Annotated in this window: 15 protein-coding genes; 9 read left to right on the top strand and 6 right to left on the bottom strand. The window is 72.4% G+C overall.

Features of this window, described 5'->3' with window-relative positions; translation table 11 throughout:
- The first annotated feature begins 153 nt into the window (after positions 1-153).
- Positions 154-1,107: a GTPase Era gene (gene era / locus AC07DS_RS04295; protein WP_479142546.1), complete on the top strand. Its 954-nt coding sequence runs from the start codon at positions 154-156 to the stop codon at positions 1,105-1,107.
- Between the two features lie 142 nt (positions 1,108-1,249).
- On the opposite strand, the gene AC07DS_RS04290 is transcribed toward era, so the two are convergent.
- Genes AC07DS_RS04290 through AC07DS_RS04275 form a run of 4 tightly spaced genes read right to left on the bottom strand, consistent with a single transcriptional unit; the run spans position 1,250 to position 5,229 of the window.
- On the bottom strand, positions 1,250-2,503 hold the full coding sequence (locus AC07DS_RS04290; protein WP_479142544.1) for an MFS transporter: 1,254 nt from the start codon (positions 2,501-2,503) through the stop codon (positions 1,250-1,252).
- Positions 2,500-3,813 (bottom strand): GH1 family beta-glucosidase, encoded by a 1,314-nt coding sequence (locus tag AC07DS_RS04285; protein ID WP_479142542.1) that lies wholly within the window; start codon positions 3,811-3,813, stop codon positions 2,500-2,502. Before AC07DS_RS04285 ends, AC07DS_RS04290 begins: the two co-directional genes overlap by 4 nt.
- A gap of 58 nt (positions 3,814-3,871) precedes the next feature.
- Complete coding sequence (locus tag AC07DS_RS04280; RefSeq protein WP_468808520.1) at positions 3,872-4,138, bottom strand: protealysin inhibitor emfourin; 267 nt, start codon at positions 4,136-4,138, stop codon at positions 3,872-3,874.
- Between the two features lie 20 nt (positions 4,139-4,158).
- A complete protein-coding gene (locus tag AC07DS_RS04275) occupies positions 4,159-5,229 on the bottom strand; it encodes a M4 family metallopeptidase (protein ID WP_479142539.1) in 1,071 nt (356 codons plus the stop codon).
- A 322-nt stretch (positions 5,230-5,551) separates the two neighbouring features.
- Here AC07DS_RS04275 and leuA point away from each other — a divergent pair, with 322 nt between their 5' ends.
- A complete protein-coding gene (gene leuA / locus AC07DS_RS04270) occupies positions 5,552-7,273 on the top strand; it encodes a 2-isopropylmalate synthase (protein ID WP_479142538.1) in 1,722 nt (573 codons plus the stop codon).
- A 185-nt stretch (positions 7,274-7,458) separates the two neighbouring features.
- Positions 7,459-8,154 carry a TerB family tellurite resistance protein gene (locus AC07DS_RS04265; RefSeq protein WP_479142536.1) on the top strand — a complete coding sequence of 232 codons (696 nt, stop codon included), beginning with the start codon at positions 7,459-7,461 and terminating at the stop codon, positions 8,152-8,154.
- 28 nt (positions 8,155-8,182) lie between these two features.
- Here AC07DS_RS04265 and AC07DS_RS04260 read toward each other — a convergent pair whose 3' ends face one another.
- A complete protein-coding gene (locus AC07DS_RS04260) occupies positions 8,183-8,818 on the bottom strand; it encodes a response regulator transcription factor (RefSeq protein ID WP_336112696.1) in 636 nt (211 codons plus the stop codon).
- A complete protein-coding gene (locus AC07DS_RS04255) occupies positions 8,815-10,029 on the bottom strand; it encodes a sensor histidine kinase (protein WP_479142533.1) in 1,215 nt (404 codons plus the stop codon). The genes AC07DS_RS04260 and AC07DS_RS04255 overlap by 4 nt, the downstream gene beginning before the upstream one ends.
- Positions 10,030-10,199: 170 nt before the next feature.
- Between AC07DS_RS04255 and AC07DS_RS04250 the strand changes: the two genes are divergently transcribed.
- The 6 genes from AC07DS_RS04250 (at position 10,200) to AC07DS_RS04225 (ending at position 17,549) form a co-directional block, all read left to right on the top strand.
- Entirely contained in the window at positions 10,200-11,288 is a 1,089-nt protein-coding gene (locus AC07DS_RS04250; protein ID WP_479142531.1) for an ABC transporter permease, read from the top strand.
- Positions 11,285-11,968 (top strand): ABC transporter ATP-binding protein, encoded by a 684-nt coding sequence (locus AC07DS_RS04245; RefSeq protein WP_479142528.1) that lies wholly within the window; start codon positions 11,285-11,287, stop codon positions 11,966-11,968. The genes AC07DS_RS04250 and AC07DS_RS04245 overlap by 4 nt, the downstream gene beginning before the upstream one ends.
- Before the next feature lie 303 nt (positions 11,969-12,271).
- Positions 12,272-14,356, top strand: a complete 2,085-nt coding sequence (locus AC07DS_RS04240) for an MMPL family transporter (RefSeq protein WP_479142526.1) — start codon at positions 12,272-12,274, stop codon at positions 14,354-14,356.
- A 47-nt stretch (positions 14,357-14,403) separates the two neighbouring features.
- Positions 14,404-15,693, top strand: coding sequence for a sensor histidine kinase (locus AC07DS_RS04235; protein WP_479142524.1), 1,290 nt, complete (start codon positions 14,404-14,406; stop codon positions 15,691-15,693).
- Positions 15,690-16,355: a response regulator transcription factor gene (locus AC07DS_RS04230; protein WP_479142522.1), complete on the top strand. Its 666-nt coding sequence runs from the start codon at positions 15,690-15,692 to the stop codon at positions 16,353-16,355. The genes AC07DS_RS04235 and AC07DS_RS04230 overlap by 4 nt, the downstream gene beginning before the upstream one ends.
- A 3-nt stretch (positions 16,356-16,358) precedes the next feature.
- Positions 16,359-17,549 carry a sialidase family protein gene (locus tag AC07DS_RS04225; protein WP_479142520.1) on the top strand — a complete coding sequence of 397 codons (1,191 nt, stop codon included), beginning with the start codon at positions 16,359-16,361 and terminating at the stop codon, positions 17,547-17,549.
- The last annotated feature ends 111 nt before the right edge of the window (positions 17,550-17,660 follow it).

Raw genomic sequence — 17,660 nt, 5'->3', positions numbered from 1 at the left:
GGCTCGTCAGAGGGTCACCGGTGGGCGCTTCCGGTTGCGTACAGGTGTGTTTCCGTGACGTTTCGTTGCGTGCGGGTTTCCGGAAACTCACCTGCGGGCGTGGTGCGCCCCACTGGTACGGCGCGGCTTCGTGGATCAGGGAGAATGGTCGCCATGAGCGTTCGTACCCAGTCATCCGAGCAGCCGGCCGAGACCGCCCACCGCGCCGGCTTCGCCTGCTTCGTGGGCCGTCCCAACGCGGGCAAGTCCACCCTCACGAACGCTTTGGTCGGGCAGAAGGTGGCGATCACCGCGAACCAGCCGCAGACCACGCGGCACACGGTGCGCGGCATCGTGCACCGGCCCGACGCCCAGCTCATCCTGGTGGACACCCCGGGCCTCCACAAGCCGCGCACGCTGCTCGGCGAGCGGCTCAACGACGTCGTACGGACGACGTGGGCGGAGGTCGACGTGATCGGCTTCTGCCTGCCCGCGAACGAGAAGATCGGCCCCGGCGACCGCTTCATCGCGAAGGAACTCGCCGGCATCAAGAAGACCCCGAAGGTCGCCATCGTCACCAAGACCGATCTGGTCGACTCCAAGACCCTCGCCGAGCAGCTGATCGCCATCGACCAGCTGGGCAGGGAGCTGGGCTTCGAGTGGGCGGAGATCGTGCCGGTGTCGGCGGTCGGCGACCAGCAGGTGGGCCTGCTGGCCGACCTGATCGTTCCGCTGCTGCCCGAGGGCCCGGCGCTCTACCCCGAGGGCGACCTCACGGACGAGCCCGAGCAGATCATGATCGCGGAACTGATCCGCGAGGCGGCCCTGGAGGGCGTCCGCGACGAACTGCCGCACTCCATCGCCGTCGTCGTGGAGGAGATGCTCCCGCGCGAGGACCGCCCCGCCGACCGCCCCCTCCTGGACATCCACGCCAACGTCTACATCGAGCGCCCCAGCCAGAAGGGCATCATCATCGGCCCCAAGGGCAAGCGCCTGAAGGAGGTCGGCATCAAGTCCCGCAAGCACATCGAGGCCCTGCTCGGCACCCCGGTCTTCCTCGACCTCCACGTGAAGGTCGCGAAGGACTGGCAGCGGGACCCGAAGCAGCTGCGGAGGCTGGGGTTCTGAGGCCCTGGGGCTTTGCCCCGGCCCCCGGCACGGGGTTCGCCCTGGACCCCGTCTCCCACTGGCGGCCTCCACGTGAAGGTCGCAAAGGACTGGCAGTGGGACCCGAAGCAGCTGCGGAGGCTGGGGTTCCAGTCCCGGCGGCTCACGCCACCCCCCGTATCCGCCCCACCAGCACCGCCCCCGCCAGCCCGATCACCGCCGCCACCAGGTACAGCACCCGGTAGCCGCCGAGGTACGTCACTATCGGTGCTGCCAGGACCGGGGCCGCCACCTGGGGGAGGGCGTTGGCCACGTTGATGACGCCGAGGTCCTTGCCCCGGTCCAGGGCCTTGGGCAGGACGTCGGTCATCAGGGCGAAGTCGACCGACGTGAAGACGCCGAAGCCGATGCCCAGGAGCGCCGACGCGGCGACGGCCCCCGGCCAGGTCTGCCAGCCGGACAGGGCCGCCGTGGCCACCGCCATCAGCACGCCCGACCAGACCACGAACGGCTTGCGCCGGCCCACCCGGTCCGACCAGGCGCCGCCCGCCACGACCGTCGCCATCAGCGTCAGACTGTTGACCGCCGTGAGGACGAGGACACCCCGGTCGGGGTCGGAGTAGTGCAGGCGGTCGCGCAGGTAGTACAGGAGGTACAGCAGCACCAGCGAGTTGCTGAGGTTGATCAGGAAGCGGGTCAGCCAGGCCCAGGCCAGGTCGGGGTGGCGGTGCGGGCTCAGCCAGAACGAGGCCAGGAAGCCGCGCCAGGACCAGGGGGAGCGGTCCTCCGGCGCCAGGCGCAGATCCTCGTGGCGCAGTACGTAGGGCAGGACGCCCACCACCGTGAACACCGCGCAGGCCGTGTACCCGGCGCCGACCCCGCCCGCCGCCGTCGCCAGACCCGTCCCGCCGACCACGCCCAGGATCTGCGCCGCCCCGAGCCAGCCGCCCACCGAGCCCCGCTGGAGCCGCGGCACCCGGTCCGGCACGGCCGCGGTCACCGCCGCGAAGGCCGCGTTCAGCGTGAGCTGCACCAGGCACCAGCCCAGCGTCATCGTCCACAGCCCGCCCGCGCCCGCGAGCAGCAGGAGGGAGAGCGCACCGCCCGCCGCGCCCGCCACGATCCATGGGGTACGGCGGCCCCGGCGGGCGGTCGTCCGGTCGGACAGGGCGCCGAAGAACGGGTTCGCGAGCAGCGAGACCACCGCCCCCGCCCCCGTCACCCACGCCAGCATCGTCTCCTTGGACATCCCGGAGCCGGGCGCGAAGTCGCCCGCCTGGGAGGCGAGAAGGATCTGCAGCGGGCCGAACCAGCCCACCCAGATCGCCCCGTTGGCCAGCGAGAGCGCCGCCGTCCAGCCGCGGCCGACCCGTTCGACGGGCTCGGCGAGGGCCGCCGAGGCGCGGGCGGTGGTCATCTCTGCGCCCGCAGTACGTCCCGGAACCAGTGGTAGGAGGCCTTCGGGGTGCGCCGCTGGGTCTCGTAGTCCACGTGGACCAGGCCGAAGCGGCGTGCGTAGCCCTCCGCCCACTCGAAGTTGTCCATCAGTGACCAGACGAAGTAGCCGCGCACGTCCACCCCGGACTCCAGCGCCGAGTGCAGGGCGCGGACATGGCCGTCCAGGTAGGCGATGCGGTCCTGGTCGTCGATGCCCTCGTAGGAGCAGCCGTTCTCGGTGATGACGACCGGCGGGAGGCGGTCGCCGTAGCGGTCGCGGAAGGTCGTGAGCAGCTCCGTGATCCCCTCCGGGACGACGGGCCAGCCGAAGTCCGTCACCGGGCGGTCCTCGATCTCCCGGACGGAGAAGGGGAGTTCGGCCGGCATGGTCAGGCCGCCGAACTCGATCTCGGTGCCCTGCGGGGCGCCCACCCGGGTCGGTGCGTAGTAGTTGACGCCGTACCAGTCGATCGGCTCGGAGACGGTCTTCAGGTCGGCGGACACGTCGCCGGGCATCAGATCGGCGATGCCCTCCGGGTAGGCGCCCAGCAGGATCGGCTCGGCGAACAGCCGGTTGAGGAGGAGGTCGTAGAAGCCCGCCGCCTCCTGGTCGGCGGGTTCTGCGGACGCCGGCCAGGTCGGGCCGTGGGAGTTGGCGATGCCGATGTCCGTCGCGCCGGTGGCACGCAGGGCCTGCACCGCGAGACCGTGGGCGAGGAGCTGGTGGTGGGCGACCGGGAGCGCGTCGAAGAGCAGCTGCCTGCCGGGGGCGTGGGCGCCCAGCGCGTGACCGAGCAGGGTGTGCTCGGCGGGCTCGTTGAGGGTGATCCACTTGGTGACGCGGTCGCCGAGGCGCTCGGCCACCACGGACACGTGGTCGGCGAACCGGGCCGCCGTGTCCCGCTCCAGCCAGTCCAGCGAGGCGGGCAGGTCCCAGTGGAAGAGGGTGGGCACGGGCCGGACACCGGCCGCGCACAGCTCGTCGACCAGGCGGTCGTAGAAGTCCAGGCCGCCGGGGGAGTTCACGCGGGGCCAGGAGACGGAGAAGCGGTACGCGTCCACGCCGAGGCCGGCGAGGAGGGCCACGTCCTCCCGGTAGCGGTGGTAGTGGTCGCAGGCCACCGCCGCCGTCGTGCCGTCCTTCACCCGCCCCGGCTCGGCCGTGAACACGTCCCACACGGACGCCTCGCGCTCGTCGGCCGCGCCCTCGATCTGGTGGGCGGAGGTCGACACACCCCACAGGAAGCCGGCCGGGAAGCGGGGGATCGGATTGCCTGCATCAGTCGCCATGGCCGGGATCATCCTTACCCCCGGTAACGGAAGTCAACGCCCAGGTGTGAAACCGCGGTTAGGCACCTTCCTTCAGCACCCGGGAGATCAACTCCCGCTCCGCCTCGGACAGTCGGGGGTCGGCCGCGTACACCGTCCGGCCGTCCACGGTGATCTCGTAGCTGAAGCCGTCCGGGACCCCGGCCGGGCGCGCGCCCCGGCCGGACGCGAGGGCGCGTTCGGCCAGGGTGTGCCACTCAGGGGCGTCGGGCCGGCCCGAGGTGTCCACCTCGGCCCGGCGCTCGATGCCCGCGAAGCCGCCCGTGCGCCGCACTTGGATACGCATGGGTCACTTCTAGTACGGAACTACAGCGTCCGCACCCCCACCTGCTCCCACGCCTTCTGCACGGCCTGGAGTTCGTCGCCGGCGCCGAAGCGCTCGCGGGCCGCATGGACGGTCAGCGTGGCGAAGTCGGCGAAGGCGGCGTCCTGCTTCAGCTCGCCGCCGGTCAGGACGTCGTACCAGATCTGGCCGGCCCGCTCCCAGGCGTTGCCGCCGATGGCCGTGGCGACCAGGTAGAAGGCGTGGTTCGGGATGCCCGAGTTGATGTGCACGCCGCCGTTGTCGCGGCCGGTGCGGACATAGCCGTCCATGGCCGCGGGCTGCGGGTCCCGGCCGAGGACGTCGTCGTCGTACGCCGTGCCCGGCGCCTTCATGGAGCGCAGGGCGGTGCCGGTGACGCGCGGGGCGAGCAGGCCCGCGCCGATCAGCCAGTCGGCCTCGGCCGCGGACTGGCCGAGCGCGTACTGCTTGATCAGTGAGCCGAAGACGTCGGAGATCGACTCGTTGAGCGCGCCGGGCTGGCCGAAGTAGGTCAGGTTGGCGGTGTGCTGGGTGACGCCGTGGGTCAGCTCGTGGCCGATGACGTCCACCGGGATGGTGAAGTCCAGGAAGATCTCGTTGTCGCCGTCGCCGAACACCATCTGCTCGCCGTTCCAGAAGGCGTTGTCGTAGTCCGTGCCGAAGTGCACGCTCGCGTCCAGCGGCAGCCCCTCGCCGTCGATGGAGTTGCGTCCGTACGCCTTCAGATACAGCTCGAAGGTGGCGCCGAGGCCCGTGTAGGCGCGGTTGACCGTGGCGTCCGCACCGGGTTCGGCGCCCTCCTCGCGGACCTTCGTGCCTGGCAGGTCCTGCTGGTGGCCGGCGTCGTAGATGGTGCGGTGCGGCTGGTCGGCCACCGTCCCGGCGGGCGCGGCGACGGCGGGCGCGCCGATCACCGTGGTCAGGCGGCGGTGGGTGCGCTGGTAGGCGTCGTGCTCCAGGGAGCGGCGGGCGGGTCCGGAGAGCGTGGGGTCCTCGTTCCGGGCGAGCCTGTCGAGGACGTGCGGCGGCACGATCGTGCAGAAGACGGGCTGGAAGCCCCCGTTGGTCGTCATGCCCGGCACCCTTGCACTGTGTGATCCGACTGTCACTACTCGCAACCATGATTGGTGAAATACGGTGACATCGGGCTCACTCCGCGTAGTCAAAGTGGTATGGCGCACTTTTTGTCCGTTTTGCCCCCACGGTCCCGCATACTGATACGAACCCTCGCGGTGAGGCGTCGCTCGGCTAGCATGCGGAGCATCATGCGTTTCGGGCTGCTCCTTCTTAGCTGCCGCGGCGAGGGCCTGTAGTCGAGGCCGACTCCCTCCCCGCGGAGCTTGGCGTTGCGTCGTCGGCCGTCCTTCCGGACACCTTCCAAGGAGCCCCCGCATCATGGCCAACCGCCAGCAGCCCAGTTCCATGCCGATCCACAAGTACGGCCGCTACGAGCAGGTCGACATCCCGGACCGCACCTGGCCGCAGCAGCGCGTCACCGTCGCCCCCCGCTGGCTCTCCACCGACCTGCGGGACGGCAACCAGGCCCTGATCGACCCGATGTCGCCCGAGCGCAAGCGCCGGATGTTCGACCAGCTGGTCAAGATGGGCTACAAGGAGATCGAGGTCGGCTTCCCGGCCTCCGGCCAGACCGACTTCGACTTCGTGCGCTCGATCATCGAGGAAGAGGGTGCGATCCCCGAGGACGTCACCATCTCCGTACTGACCCAGGCCCGCGAGGACCTGATCGAGCGGACCGTGGAGTCCCTGAAGGGCGCCCGCCGGGCCACCGTCCACCTGTACAACGCCACCGCGCCGGTCTTCCGCCGGGTCGTCTTCCGCGGCTCCAAGGACGAGATCAAGCAGATCGCCGTCGACGGCACCCGCCTGGTGATGGAGTACGCCGAGAAGCTGCTGGGCCCGGAGACCGAGTTCGGCTACCAGTACTCGCCGGAGATCTTCACCGACACCGAGCTGGACTTCGCGCTGGAGGTCTGCGAGGCGGTCATGGACGTCTACCAGCCGGGCCCGGGCCGCGAGATCATCCTCAACCTGCCCGCCACGGTGGAGCGTTCGACCCCGTCGACGCACGCGGACCGCTTCGAGTGGATGAGCCGCAACATCTCCCGCCGTGAGCACGTCTGCATCTCCGTCCACCCGCACAACGACCGCGGTACGGCCGTCGCCGCCGCCGAGCTGGCGCTGATGGCGGGCGCCGACCGCGTCGAGGGCTGCCTGTTCGGGCAGGGCGAGCGCACCGGCAACGTCGACCTGGTCACCCTGGGCATGAACCTGTTCTCCCAGGGCGTCGACCCGCAGATCGACTTCTCCGACATCGACGAGATCCGTCGTACGTGGGAGTACTGCAACCAGATGGAGGTCCACCCGCGCCACCCGTACGTGGGCGACCTGGTCTACACGTCCTTCTCCGGCTCCCACCAGGACGCCATCAAGAAGGGCTTCGATGCCATGGAGGCCGACGCCAGGGCCAAGGGCGTCACCGTCGACGACATCGAGTGGGCGGTCCCGTACCTGCCGATCGACCCGAAGGACGTCGGCCGCTCCTACGAGGCGGTCATCCGCGTCAACTCGCAGTCCGGCAAGGGCGGTGTCGCGTACGTCCTGAAGAACGACCACAAGCTGGACCTGCCGCGCCGGATGCAGATCGAGTTCTCGAAGATCATCCAGGCCAAGACGGACGCCGAGGGCGGCGAGGTCACCGGCGGCGACATCTGGTCGGTCTTCCAGGACGAGTACCTGCCGAACCCGGACAACCGGTGGGGCCGCATCCAGGTCCGCACCGGCCAGTCGACGACCGACACCGACGGCGTGGACACCCTGACCGTCGAGGCGACGGTCGACGGCGAGGACACCGTCCTGACCGGTACCGGCAACGGTCCGATCTCGGCGTTCTTCGACGCCCTGCAGTCCATCGGCATCGACGTACGCCTGCTGGACTACCAGGAGCACACGATGAGCGAGGGTGCCTCCGCGCAGGCCGCCTCCTACATCGAATGCGCGATCGACGACAAGGTCCTGTGGGGCATCGGCATCGACGCGAACACGACGCGTGCCTCGCTGAAGGCCGTCGTCTCCGCGGTGAACCGCGCCGCCCGCTGACCCACGCCGACCAGCACTTTCGGGGCCCTGACCGCTGTATACGGCGGTCAGGGCCCCGTCACTTATCGGCCACCGCACCCCTCAGGTCACGGACAGGTCTCGTACGAGGTACTGACTCAGCCTCCTCGATGTGGCTAACATCACGCCAGCGCGGCGATGTTGCCGCGTCGTTACGGAGGTGCGACGTGCTGCCAGTACGGGGACGAGACGACCGTGCCACCCGGGCTGTGCGCCTCCTGGGCACCCGCACCGCATGGACACCCGTGGGGGACGGCGAGTTCTATTGCCCCGGCTGCGGAGGCGACCGCAACTACCAGCGGCTCACCGGCCGCCGCCGCTTCACCTTCCTCGGGGTGCCCGTGCTGCCGCGCGGGGCGACCGGACCGGTCGTGGAGTGCGCCGCCTGCCGCCACCACTTCGGCACCGACGTCCTCGACCACCCCACCACCCGCCGCTTCTCCGCGATGCTCCGCGACGCCGTGCACACCGTCGCCCTTGCCGTCCTGGCCGCCGGCGGCGCCTCCTCCCGTACGGCCCTGGAGAGCGCCGCCACCGCGGTCCGCGCCGCCGGCTTCGAGGACTGCACCGAGGACCAGCTGGCCGCCCTGGTCGAAGCCCTCGCCGCCGACACCGGCCGGGTCCTCGGCGGGCCGTGCGGCGCGAGCCTCGCCATAGAACTGCACGAGGCCCTCGACCCGCTCGCCCCGCACCTCGCCCCGGTCGGCCGCGATTCCCTGCTCCTGCAGGCCGCGCGCATCGCCCTGGCCGACGGCCCCTACACACCCGCGGAACGGGACGCACTGGCCACGATCGGCGCAGCGCTCACCATCTGCACCGACGACGTGAACCGGCTGCTGGCCGCCGCGCGGACTCCGTCCTGACCCGTGCCCGTGACGTGCGTCCGATCGGTCAGCGCCTGATCAGACCCAGGTCGGTGGCGGCGGCGACGGCGGCGGTGCGTGAGTCGACGCCGAGCTTGGCGTAGACGCGGGCCAGGTGCGACTTGACCGTGCCCTCGGTGAGGTGGAGCCGCCGGCCGACGGCCTGGTTGGACAGCCCCGCCGCGACCAGGGCGAGGACTTCCGTCTCCCGCCGGGTCAGCGCGGCGCCGGGGTCACGCAGCCGGTTCATGAGCCGGTCGGCGACCGTGGGAGCCAGGGCGGTGCGTCCCGCGGCGGCGGTGCGCACGGCGGCCGCGAGATCCTCGGGAGGGGCGTCCTTGAGGAGGTAGCCGGTGGCGCCGGCCTCGATGGCCGGGAGGGTGTCGGCGTCCGAGTCGTACGTGGTCACGATCAGCACCCGGGGAGCGCCCGGCCGCGCGGTGATCGCGGCGGTCGCCTCGGCACCGCCCATTCCCCTGCCGAACTGCAGGTCCATCAGCACGACGTCGATGTCACCCGCGGCGGCACGGACGACGGCGTCCTCGGCGGTGGCGGCCTCGGCCACCACGACGAGGCCGGGTTCGGTCTCCAGGACGGCGCGCAGCCCGGCCCGCACCACGGGATGGTCGTCGGCGACCAGGAGGCGGATGGCGGAGTCGGTCACGGGCGGGCCTCGGTCTCGGCGGGTGGGGCGAGGGGGAGCCGGGCGGCCAGGGCGGTGCCGTGGCCAGGGGCGGACTCTATGGTCAGGGTGCCGCCGAGCGCGCCGAGCCGGGCGCGCATGGAGGCCACACCGAAGCCGCCCCGCTCCGGGTCGGGCGCGGGCAGCCCGGCGGGGTCGAAACCGATGCCGTCGTCGACGACGTCGAGAGCGACATGACCGCCGCACCGGCCGAGGGTGACCTCGACGGTGGTGGCCCGTGCGTGCCGGACGGTGTTGGCGACGGCGGACTGGGCGACGCGCAGCAGGACGACCTCGTACGGCGTCGGCAGCGGTGCCGGATCACCGCTGAGGCGGAACCGGGCGGCGAGCCGGTGCCGGGCACCGGTGGTGGCACACAGCCGTTCCAGGGCGTCGGCCAGGGTGGTCCCCTCCAGGGCGGGCGGGGCGAGGGCGGCGACGAAGCGGCGGGCCTCGGCGAGATTGTCGACCGCGGCCTGCCGGGCCTGACCGACGTAGCGGGCACTGTTCTCCGGAGCGCCGGGCAGGGCCCGCTCGGCGGCGCGCAGCAGCAACTGGATGCTGGACAGGCCTTGGGCCAGGGTGTCGTGGATCTCCCGGGCCAGGCGTTCGCGCTCGGCCAGCACACCGGCCGTGTGCTGGGCCTCGGCCAGGTCCGCGCGGGTGGCGGTGAGTTCCTCGATCAGACGCCTGCGCTGTTCGCTCTCCCGGTACAGGGCCTGGTACCCCCACACCACGGCGACCGCGACGGCGGCGCCGAGCGCCGGGCCGATCGCCATGGCCGCGCCGAAGGAGCCCTGGTGGAGGGCGAACGCGGTGATCGCCGCGAGCGCGGTCGCGGTCACAGCGGCCAGGCCGGCCCGCCGCGGCAGCAGGTGGAGCTGGAGGAAGTACAGCGGGAAGGCGACCCACACCCCGTCGGCGGTCAGGCCCAGCAGCACCAGCCACACCGCGCCGACGGCGGCCAGCCACCCGACGGCGGCCCGCCGGTCGCCGCGGACACGGGGCACGAGCGGGCCGGCCGCGTACACCAGCCCGCACGCCACGGCCACGGCGACCGTCGCCCCGGCGTGCGGCCGGCCTTCCGCCACGGCGCGGCCGGCCGCCAGGGCGAGCAGGCCGACGATCAGCAGGTGCAGGCACCAGGACAGGGTCCGGGTGGTCGGGGTCAGGGCGGGAGCGGGGGTGTTCACAGTCCCACCAGCCTAAGGAACCGTTCCGGGCCCGGCCTCCGCCGAAAGTTACAAACCGCGCGCCGCCTTTCGGTCCGCGAAGTGCCGTCCGTCGCCGGATGCCCGGCCGGGGCACCGGCGGCGAGGCTGGGGCCCCATCGCATCCACACCGCTGGAAAGGGCAGGCCAAGGTGTTCGTCGCCTGGAGAGATCTGAAGTTCGCCAAGGGGCGGTTCGCCCTCATGGGAACCGTCATCGTGCTCATCACCCTGCTGGTCGGGCTGCTCTCCGGACTGACCGCGGGCCTGGGCCGGCAGAACATCTCCGCCATCACCGGCCTGCCGGCCGACAGGATCGCCTTCCATGTGCCCGGCGGGGCCCAGGAACTGTCGTACGCCAACTCGACCGTCACCGCCGAGCAGTGGCGGCGGTGGGCCGAGGTCCCCGGAGTCACCGGCGCCGAACCGCTGGGCATCAGCACCACCCGGGCCACCGCGGGCGACCGGAGCACCGGGGTCTCCGTGTTCGGCGTCCGGCCCGGCTCCCGCCTGGCCCCCGACGGCAGCCGGATCACGGGGCACACGGCGGTGCTGTCCGGCACGGCCGCCGACGACCTGGGCCTCGAGCCCGGGGACGGCTTCACGCTGGCCGGACAGAAGCTGACCGTGGCCGCCGTCCGGGGCGACGCCTCCTTCAGCCACACCCCCGTGATCTGGACCGGCCTCGACGCCTGGGCGAAGACGGCGCCCCCCGCGCGCACCGGCGCCGGCCCGACCGCGACCGTGATCGCCCTGAGCACCGGCTCCGGCGCCGACATCGGCGCCGCCGACCGGGCCATCGGCACCAGAACGGTCCCGAAGGACGACTCGCTGTCCGCGATCGGCTCGTACGCCTCCGAGAACGGCTCCCTGCAGCTGATGCGCGGCTTCCTCTTCGCCATCTCCGCCCTGGTCGTCGGCGCCTTCTTCACCGTCTGGACCATCCAGCGCAGCGGCGACATCGCCGTCCTCAAGGCACTCGGCGCCTCCACCGCCCAGTTGCTCGGCGACGCCCTCGGCCAGGCCGCGGTCCTCCTGACCGGCGGCACCCTCCTCGGCACCGGCATCGCCGCCGGTCTCGGCGCCCTCGTCACGGGAAGCGCGGTGCCGTTCCTGCTCACTCCCACCACGGTCCTCGTCCCCGCCGCCGTGATGGTCCTGCTCGGCGCGCTCGGGGCCGCCCTGTCCGTCCGCCGCATCACCTCCGTCGACCCGCTGACCGCCCTGGGGAGCGCCCGATGAGCCTGAACCTGACCGACGTCACCCTCACCTACCCCGACGGCGAGTCCCGCCTGACCGCCCTCGACCACGTCACGCTGGACGTGCCCAAGGGCAGCCTGACGGCCGTGGTCGGCCCCTCCGGATCCGGCAAGTCCAGCCTTCTCGCCGTGGCCGCCACCCTCATCACCCCCGACGCCGGCACGGTCACCATCGACTCCACCACCACGACCGGCATGACCCGCGACGAACTGACCCGGCTGCGCCGCGACAAGATCGGCATCGTCTTCCAGCAGCCCAACCTGCTGCCCTCCCTCACCGCGGCCGAGCAGCTCCAGGTCATGGCCCGGATCGACGGCCGGTCACCGGCCAGGGCCCACGGCCGGGCCATGGAACTGCTCGACGCGGTGGGCGTCGCGGCCCAGGCCGGACGCCGCCCCCACCAGCTCTCCGGCGGCCAGCGCCAGCGCGTCAACATCGCCCGCGCCCTGATGAACGGCCCCGCCGTCCTTCTGGTCGACGAACCCACCAGCGCCCTGGACCACGAACGCGGCGCCGCCGTCGTCGACCTGATCACCCGCCTCACCCATGAGCAGGCCATCGCCACCGTCCTGGTCACGCACGACCGCACACACCTCACCGCGGTCGACCGGATCGCCGAGGTCCACGACGGACGCCTCCGCCTCGCGACGGCACCCTGCTGACCGGGGCCCCGGAAAGAGGCTTGGGAACCTGGAAGGAGGCTTGGGCCACGAGCCGGGGCGCGTGATCCCCGGGACCATGGGGACGCCCCCCCCGGGCGGATCCGCGCCCGGCCGGACCGCGCTCGCCCCGGACGTGCCCGATCGACCCGCGCCCTCGTGATACTCCCCAGGGAGTAGTCCGCCCGCCCGGCCGCCCTGCGCAGTACCGCCGAACTCGCTCCCGCGCCCGACGAACGAGCCCCTTTCCGGCGGAAGTCTGGAAGCCGTATCCAGACATCCGCTCCGGAGGGAGGGCCCGTTTCCATGGGGGCCGCGAAAACACGTGTGAGAGGCGGGCGGCGAGGCCTGCCCTGGCTGGTGCTGGGCCTGTGGGTGGTCCTGCTCGCCGTGGCCGGGCCGTTCGCCGCCAAGCTCGGCGACGTCCAGCACAACCGCACGACCGACTACCTGCCCGCCTCCGCCGACTCCACCCGGGTGGCCCGGCTCCAGGACCGCCTCCCGGGCGGCCAGACGACCGAACTGGTCCTCGTCTACCACCGCGCGAGCGGCCTGACCGCCACCGACCGGGCCACCGCCGGCGCGCAGGTCGACGCCCTCGCCCACCGGCACACCCTCACCGGCCGCACCCCGCAGGGCATACCGTCCGCCGACGGCACCACCCTCATGTACCCGGTCACCAGCAACGAGCCCGGCACCGACGAGAAGAAGCGCGACGCCTTCGTCGACGACGTCCGCAGCATCGTCCACGACACCGGCGGACTCTCTGCCGACGTCGGTGGCCCGGCCCCCCTCGCCACCGACGCCTCGGGTGTCTACAAGTCCCTCGGCGGCCCGCTGCTCTACACCACCGTCGCCGTCGTCGCGATCCTGCTGATCCTCATCTACCGCAGCCCACTGCTGTGGCTGGTCCCGCTCGTCGTCGCCGGTGTTGCCGACTTCCTCGCCCGGGCCGCCGCCTACGCCCTCAACCAGGCCTTCGGCACCGCCGTCACCGGCGCGAGCACCGGCATCATGACGATCCTCGTCTTCGGCGCCGGAACCGACTACGCCCTGCTCCTCGTCTCCCGCTACCGCGAGGAGCTACGACGCCACGAGCGGCCGTACGACGCGATGCGGGCGGCGCTGCGCGGATGCGGGCCCGCCGTCCTCGCCTCCTCCGGCACGGTGGCCGTCGGCCTGCTGTGTCTGCTCGCCGCGGACCTCAACTCCAGCCGGGGCATGGGCCCGCTCGGCACGGTCGGTGTGCTGTGTGCGCTGGCCGCCATGCTGACCCTGCTGCCCGCCGTCCTGGTCCTGCTGGGCCGCCGTCTGTTCTGGCCGCTCATCCCCGCCTACGGCTCCACGCCCAAGGCCGCCCGCCGGTCGCTGTTCGCCGCGATGGGCTCCTCGGCCGGGCGCCGCCCGCTGACCGTCCTCGCGTCCGGCGCCGCCCTGCTCGGCGCGCTGGCGCTGGGCGCGCTGAACCTGCCCGGGCCGCTCAAGCAAGTGGACACCTTCGTCGACCGGCCCGACTCCGTCACCGCCATGCAGACCGTGGCGAAGGCCTACCCGGAGCGCTCCGCACAGCCCATCGAGATCCTCACCCCCGCCGGCCGGGCCGACGCCGCCCTGGCAACCATCCGGGGTACGAAGGGAGTGGCGGACGCGCGGCAGGGCCGTACCGGCGTCGGCTGGACCGAGATCACGGTGACCGCGTCCGCCCCGCCCCAGTCCACCGCCGAGACCGCCACGATCGAGGCACTGAGGCACCGGCTGGTCGGCTCCCACGTCGGCGGACCCAGCGCCCAGCAGCTCGACCTGACGGACACCAGCGCCCGCGACCGGATGGTCGTCGTACCGATCGTCCTGCTCTCCGTGCTGCTGATCCTGATCGCCCTGCTGCGGTCCCTGGTCGCTCCGCTGCTGCTGGTGGTCGCCGTGGTTGCGGTGTGGGGAGCGGCACTTGGCCTCGGCGGGCTGGTCTTCGGGCCGCTGTTCGGCTTCCACGGCACTGATCCCGGCCTCGGCCTGCTGTCCTTCGTGTTCCTCGTCGCCCTCGGCGTCGACTACGGCATCTTCCTGATGCACCGGATGCGGGAGGAGTCGCTCCGAGGCGCCGAGCCCGCCGCGGCCGCGCTGACGGCACTGCGGACCACAGGCGGGGTCATCGCCTCGGCCGGACTCGTCCTCGCCGCCACCTTCGCGGTGCTGACCAACATGGGGCTCGTCCAACTCGTCGAGCTGGGCTTCGTCATCGCGGTCGGGGTCCTGCTGGACACTTTCCTCGTCCGCACCTACCTGGTGACCAGCGCGAGCGTGGCGCTGGGCAGGGCGGTGTGGTGGCCGGGGCGGCTGTCCAGGGCACCGGAGACGGCGCGCGCCGAGCGCGCACCGGAACCCGTGGGCTGAACCGTCGGGCGCCCCTGCCCTGGGCGGGGGCGCCCGCCTACCGGAAGATGAACCCCGTGCAGGAAACCACGACCACGACAGGCCGCCGCCCCCCGAGGATCCCGGCGGCGGTGCGCGGCGTCCCGGCGGCGGGACGGCCCCGCCAAGGCGAGCGGATCGTCGCGGCGATCAACCGCAATCCCCTCACCGCCCCGCACGCCACCCGCAACGACGCCCTGCTCGCCCTCGCCCTCGCCGTGCCGGCCGTGTGCCTCGCCCTGTTCACCGACCCGGGCCGCCGCCCCGACGCGCTCGGCTGGGCGCTGCTGCTCGCCGCACACGTACCGCTCGTGTGGCGGCGCCGCCACCCCCTGCTGGTGCTCGCCGCCGCGGTGGCCCTCATCGCGACGTACAACGCCCTCGACAACAACCACTCCGCGACGATCCCGGCCGGGCTCACCGCGCTCTACACGGTCGCCGTCACCAGTCGCCCCCTGCGCACCGTCCTGACGGGCATCACCGTCCTCACCGTCATCGTGGGCGTGATGACGACGGTGAACACCCACCATGCCTTCCAGGTGCTGCGCACCTCCGGCTGGGTGGTCGCCGTGCTCTTCCTCGGCGTCGCCGTCCGCTCCCACCGCCGGCACATCGCCGCGATCGTCGAACGCGCCGAACGCGCCGAACGCACCCGCGAGGAGGAGGCCCGCCGCAGAGTCGCCGAGGAGCGGCTGCGCATCGCCCGTGACCTGCACGACCTGCTCGCCCACAGCATCACCCTCATCGGCGTGCAGACCTCGGTCGCCGCGCACGTCCTGACCGCCGACCCCGAGCGGCTCGACCGGGAGACGGTCGCCAAGGCGCTGGACGACATCGCGGAGACCTGCCGCACCGCACGCGGCGAGCTGCGCGCCACCCTGGAGGTACTGCGGGAGCACGGCTCCTTGGACGCCCGCGGCCCCCTGCCCGGACTCGACGGCCTGCCCGACCTGGTGGAGGCGGCGCGCCTCGCGGGCGCCCGCGTCGAGCAGACCCTACGGGTACGCAAGGCACCGCCCGCCGTGGGCGCTGCCGCGTACCGCATCGTGCAGGAGGCGCTGACCAACGTGGTACGGCACGCCGGCCCCGAACCAGCCGTCAGCATCGACCTCTACGCGCGGGACGGCGCTCTGCACCTGACGGTGACCGACGACGGAACCGGCCCCACCCCCGGCGGCACGCCCGGCTACGGACTGGTCGGCATGCGGGAGCGAGCCCGCAGCGTGGGCGGCACCCTCGACGTCGGACCACGCACGCGGGGCGGTTTCGAGGTGAGAGCCGTACTGCCCACGACGACCACCGCGGAAGGGACCGGATGAGCGCCGTTCGCGTACTGCTCGCCGACGACCAGGCCCTCGTCCGGGCCGCCTTCGCCATGCTCGTGGAGTCCGCGCCGGACATGGAGGTCGTCGGACAGGCCGCCACCGGTCGCGAGGCCGTCGACCTCGTCCGCACCGCACGCGCCGACGTGGTGCTGATGGACGTCCGCATGCCCGACCTCGACGGCATCGAGGCGACCCGGCTGATCGCCGCCGACGAGGACCTGGCCGGGGTGAAGGTGCTGGTCCTCACCACCTACGACACCGACGAGAACATCGTGGACGCGCTGCGCGCCGGCGCCTCCGGGTTCCTGGTGAAGGACACCCGTCCGGCTGAACTTCTCGACGCGATCCGCACGGTCGCCGCGGGCGAGGCACTGCTCTCCCCGGGGCCGACGGCACGGCTGATCGAGCGGTTCCTGCGCAGCCCCTCCCCGCCCGTGACGGGCGGCCCCGAGTGCCTGTCGGGCCGGGAGCGGGAGGTGCTGACGCTGGTCACCCGGGGCCTCAACAACACCGAGATCGCCGAGGCGTTGGGGCTGAGCCCGCTCACCGCGAAGACTCACGTGAGCCGGATCATGGGCAAGCTCGGGGCGCGCGACCGGGCCCAGCTGGTCATCGTGGGCTACGAGTCGGGGCTGGTGATTCCGGGGAGCATGTGAGGCGTGATCCCGCTGAGCCGCGCACTTCTCGCCGCCACCGCGTTCCTCACCCCGCTCACCGGCGGCCTCCACCCGGCCCACTCCACGCCGCACGGCTGCGTCTCCTCCGTGCCGTACGTGGGCGGGAAGGGCGGCTACGACACGTACCGCATCCCCGCGACCGTCGTCACCCGGCGCGCCACGGTCCTGGCCTTCGCCGAGGGCCGGCACACGGGCGCCGCCGACACCGGCGACATCGATGTCGTCCTGCGCCGCTCCACCGACGGCGGCTGCACCTGGGGCCCGCTGAAGGTGGTGGCCGCCGGACACGGGGACACCCGCGGCAATCCGGCCCCCGTGGTCGACCCGCGCTCGGGTGCCGTCGTGCTCGTGACCTCGTACAACAGCGGGTCCGTGACAGAGGCTCAGATCATGCGCGGCGAGGTCACGCCCGAGCGGGGCCGCCGGGTGTTCGTCCAGCGCAGCACGGACGACGGCCGCCGCTTCACGCGCCCGCGGGAGATCACGGCCGCGGTGAAGCCGGCCGGGTGGCGCTGGTACGCGACCGGCCCCGGCCACGCGGTCGCCCTCACCCGCGGCCCGCACACCGGCCGCCTCCTCGTCCCCGCCGACCACTCCGCCGCCCCGCCTCCCGGCTCCTCCGACACCGGCCGGGAGCCCCGGTACTACGGCGCCCACGCCCTCTACAGCGACGACGGCGGCCGCACCTGGCACCTGGGCTTCGTTGACGACGCCTACGACGGCGTGACCAACGCCAACGAGACCGGCGTCGCCCAACTCCCGGACGGCCGCCTGTACATCAGCTCCCGCAACCAGAACGGCAGCGGCGTCGGCCACCGCATCGACACCTACAGCGACGACGGCGGCAGGAGTCTCGCCCGTCCCTTCGCCGTCCAGCGCACCCTGAACGACGTCCCGGTGGTCGAGGGCAGCGTGCTCCAACTGCGCAAGGGCCCGTTGCTGTTCTCCGCCCCGTCGGTGCCGACCGCCCGCAGGGCGATGGCACTGTGGTCGAGCACGAACGCGGGCCGTACCTTCACCAAGGCGCTGACGCTGTCTTCCCGGTGGGCGGCCTACTCCGACCTCGTGCAACTGGACCACGACAGCGTCGGGCTCCTGTACGAGACGGGGGTGACCGGGCCGTACGAGACGATCGAGTTCCGCCGGCTGCGGCTGCCCCGGCCTGCCAATTGACCGACGCTTTAAGCCTTGTTGACACGACTGACGTTGTCCGTATCGGTCTGCACATGTGAGCATCGAAGGTCGTTCAGTGAACGAAAGTGATTGAACGCGACAAGACATTTC

This window comes from Streptomyces sp. NPDC044064 (assembly GCF_056434245.1).
Note: the sequence above shows the minus strand (reverse complement) of the source record. Positions and strands in the feature narration are given on the sequence as shown.

Coding starts and splice junctions, on each gene's coding strand:
- era (WP_479142546.1), top strand. CDS start 154: ATGAGCGTTCGTACCCAGTCATCCGAGCAGCCGGCCGAGACCGCCCAC.
- AC07DS_RS04290 (WP_479142544.1), bottom strand. CDS start 2,503: ATGACCACCGCCCGCGCCTCGGCGGCCCTCGCCGAGCCCGTCGAACGG.
- AC07DS_RS04285 (WP_479142542.1), bottom strand. CDS start 3,813: ATGGCGACTGATGCAGGCAATCCGATCCCCCGCTTCCCGGCCGGCTTC.
- AC07DS_RS04280 (WP_468808520.1), bottom strand. CDS start 4,138: ATGCGTATCCAAGTGCGGCGCACGGGCGGCTTCGCGGGCATCGAGCGC.
- AC07DS_RS04275 (WP_479142539.1), bottom strand. CDS start 5,229: ATGACGACCAACGGGGGCTTCCAGCCCGTCTTCTGCACGATCGTGCCG.
- leuA (WP_479142538.1), top strand. CDS start 5,552: ATGGCCAACCGCCAGCAGCCCAGTTCCATGCCGATCCACAAGTACGGC.
- AC07DS_RS04245 (WP_479142528.1), top strand. CDS start 11,285: ATGAGCCTGAACCTGACCGACGTCACCCTCACCTACCCCGACGGCGAG.
- AC07DS_RS04240 (WP_479142526.1), top strand. CDS start 12,272: ATGGGGGCCGCGAAAACACGTGTGAGAGGCGGGCGGCGAGGCCTGCCC.
- AC07DS_RS04235 (WP_479142524.1), top strand. CDS start 14,404: ATGAACCCCGTGCAGGAAACCACGACCACGACAGGCCGCCGCCCCCCG.
- AC07DS_RS04230 (WP_479142522.1), top strand. CDS start 15,690: ATGAGCGCCGTTCGCGTACTGCTCGCCGACGACCAGGCCCTCGTCCGG.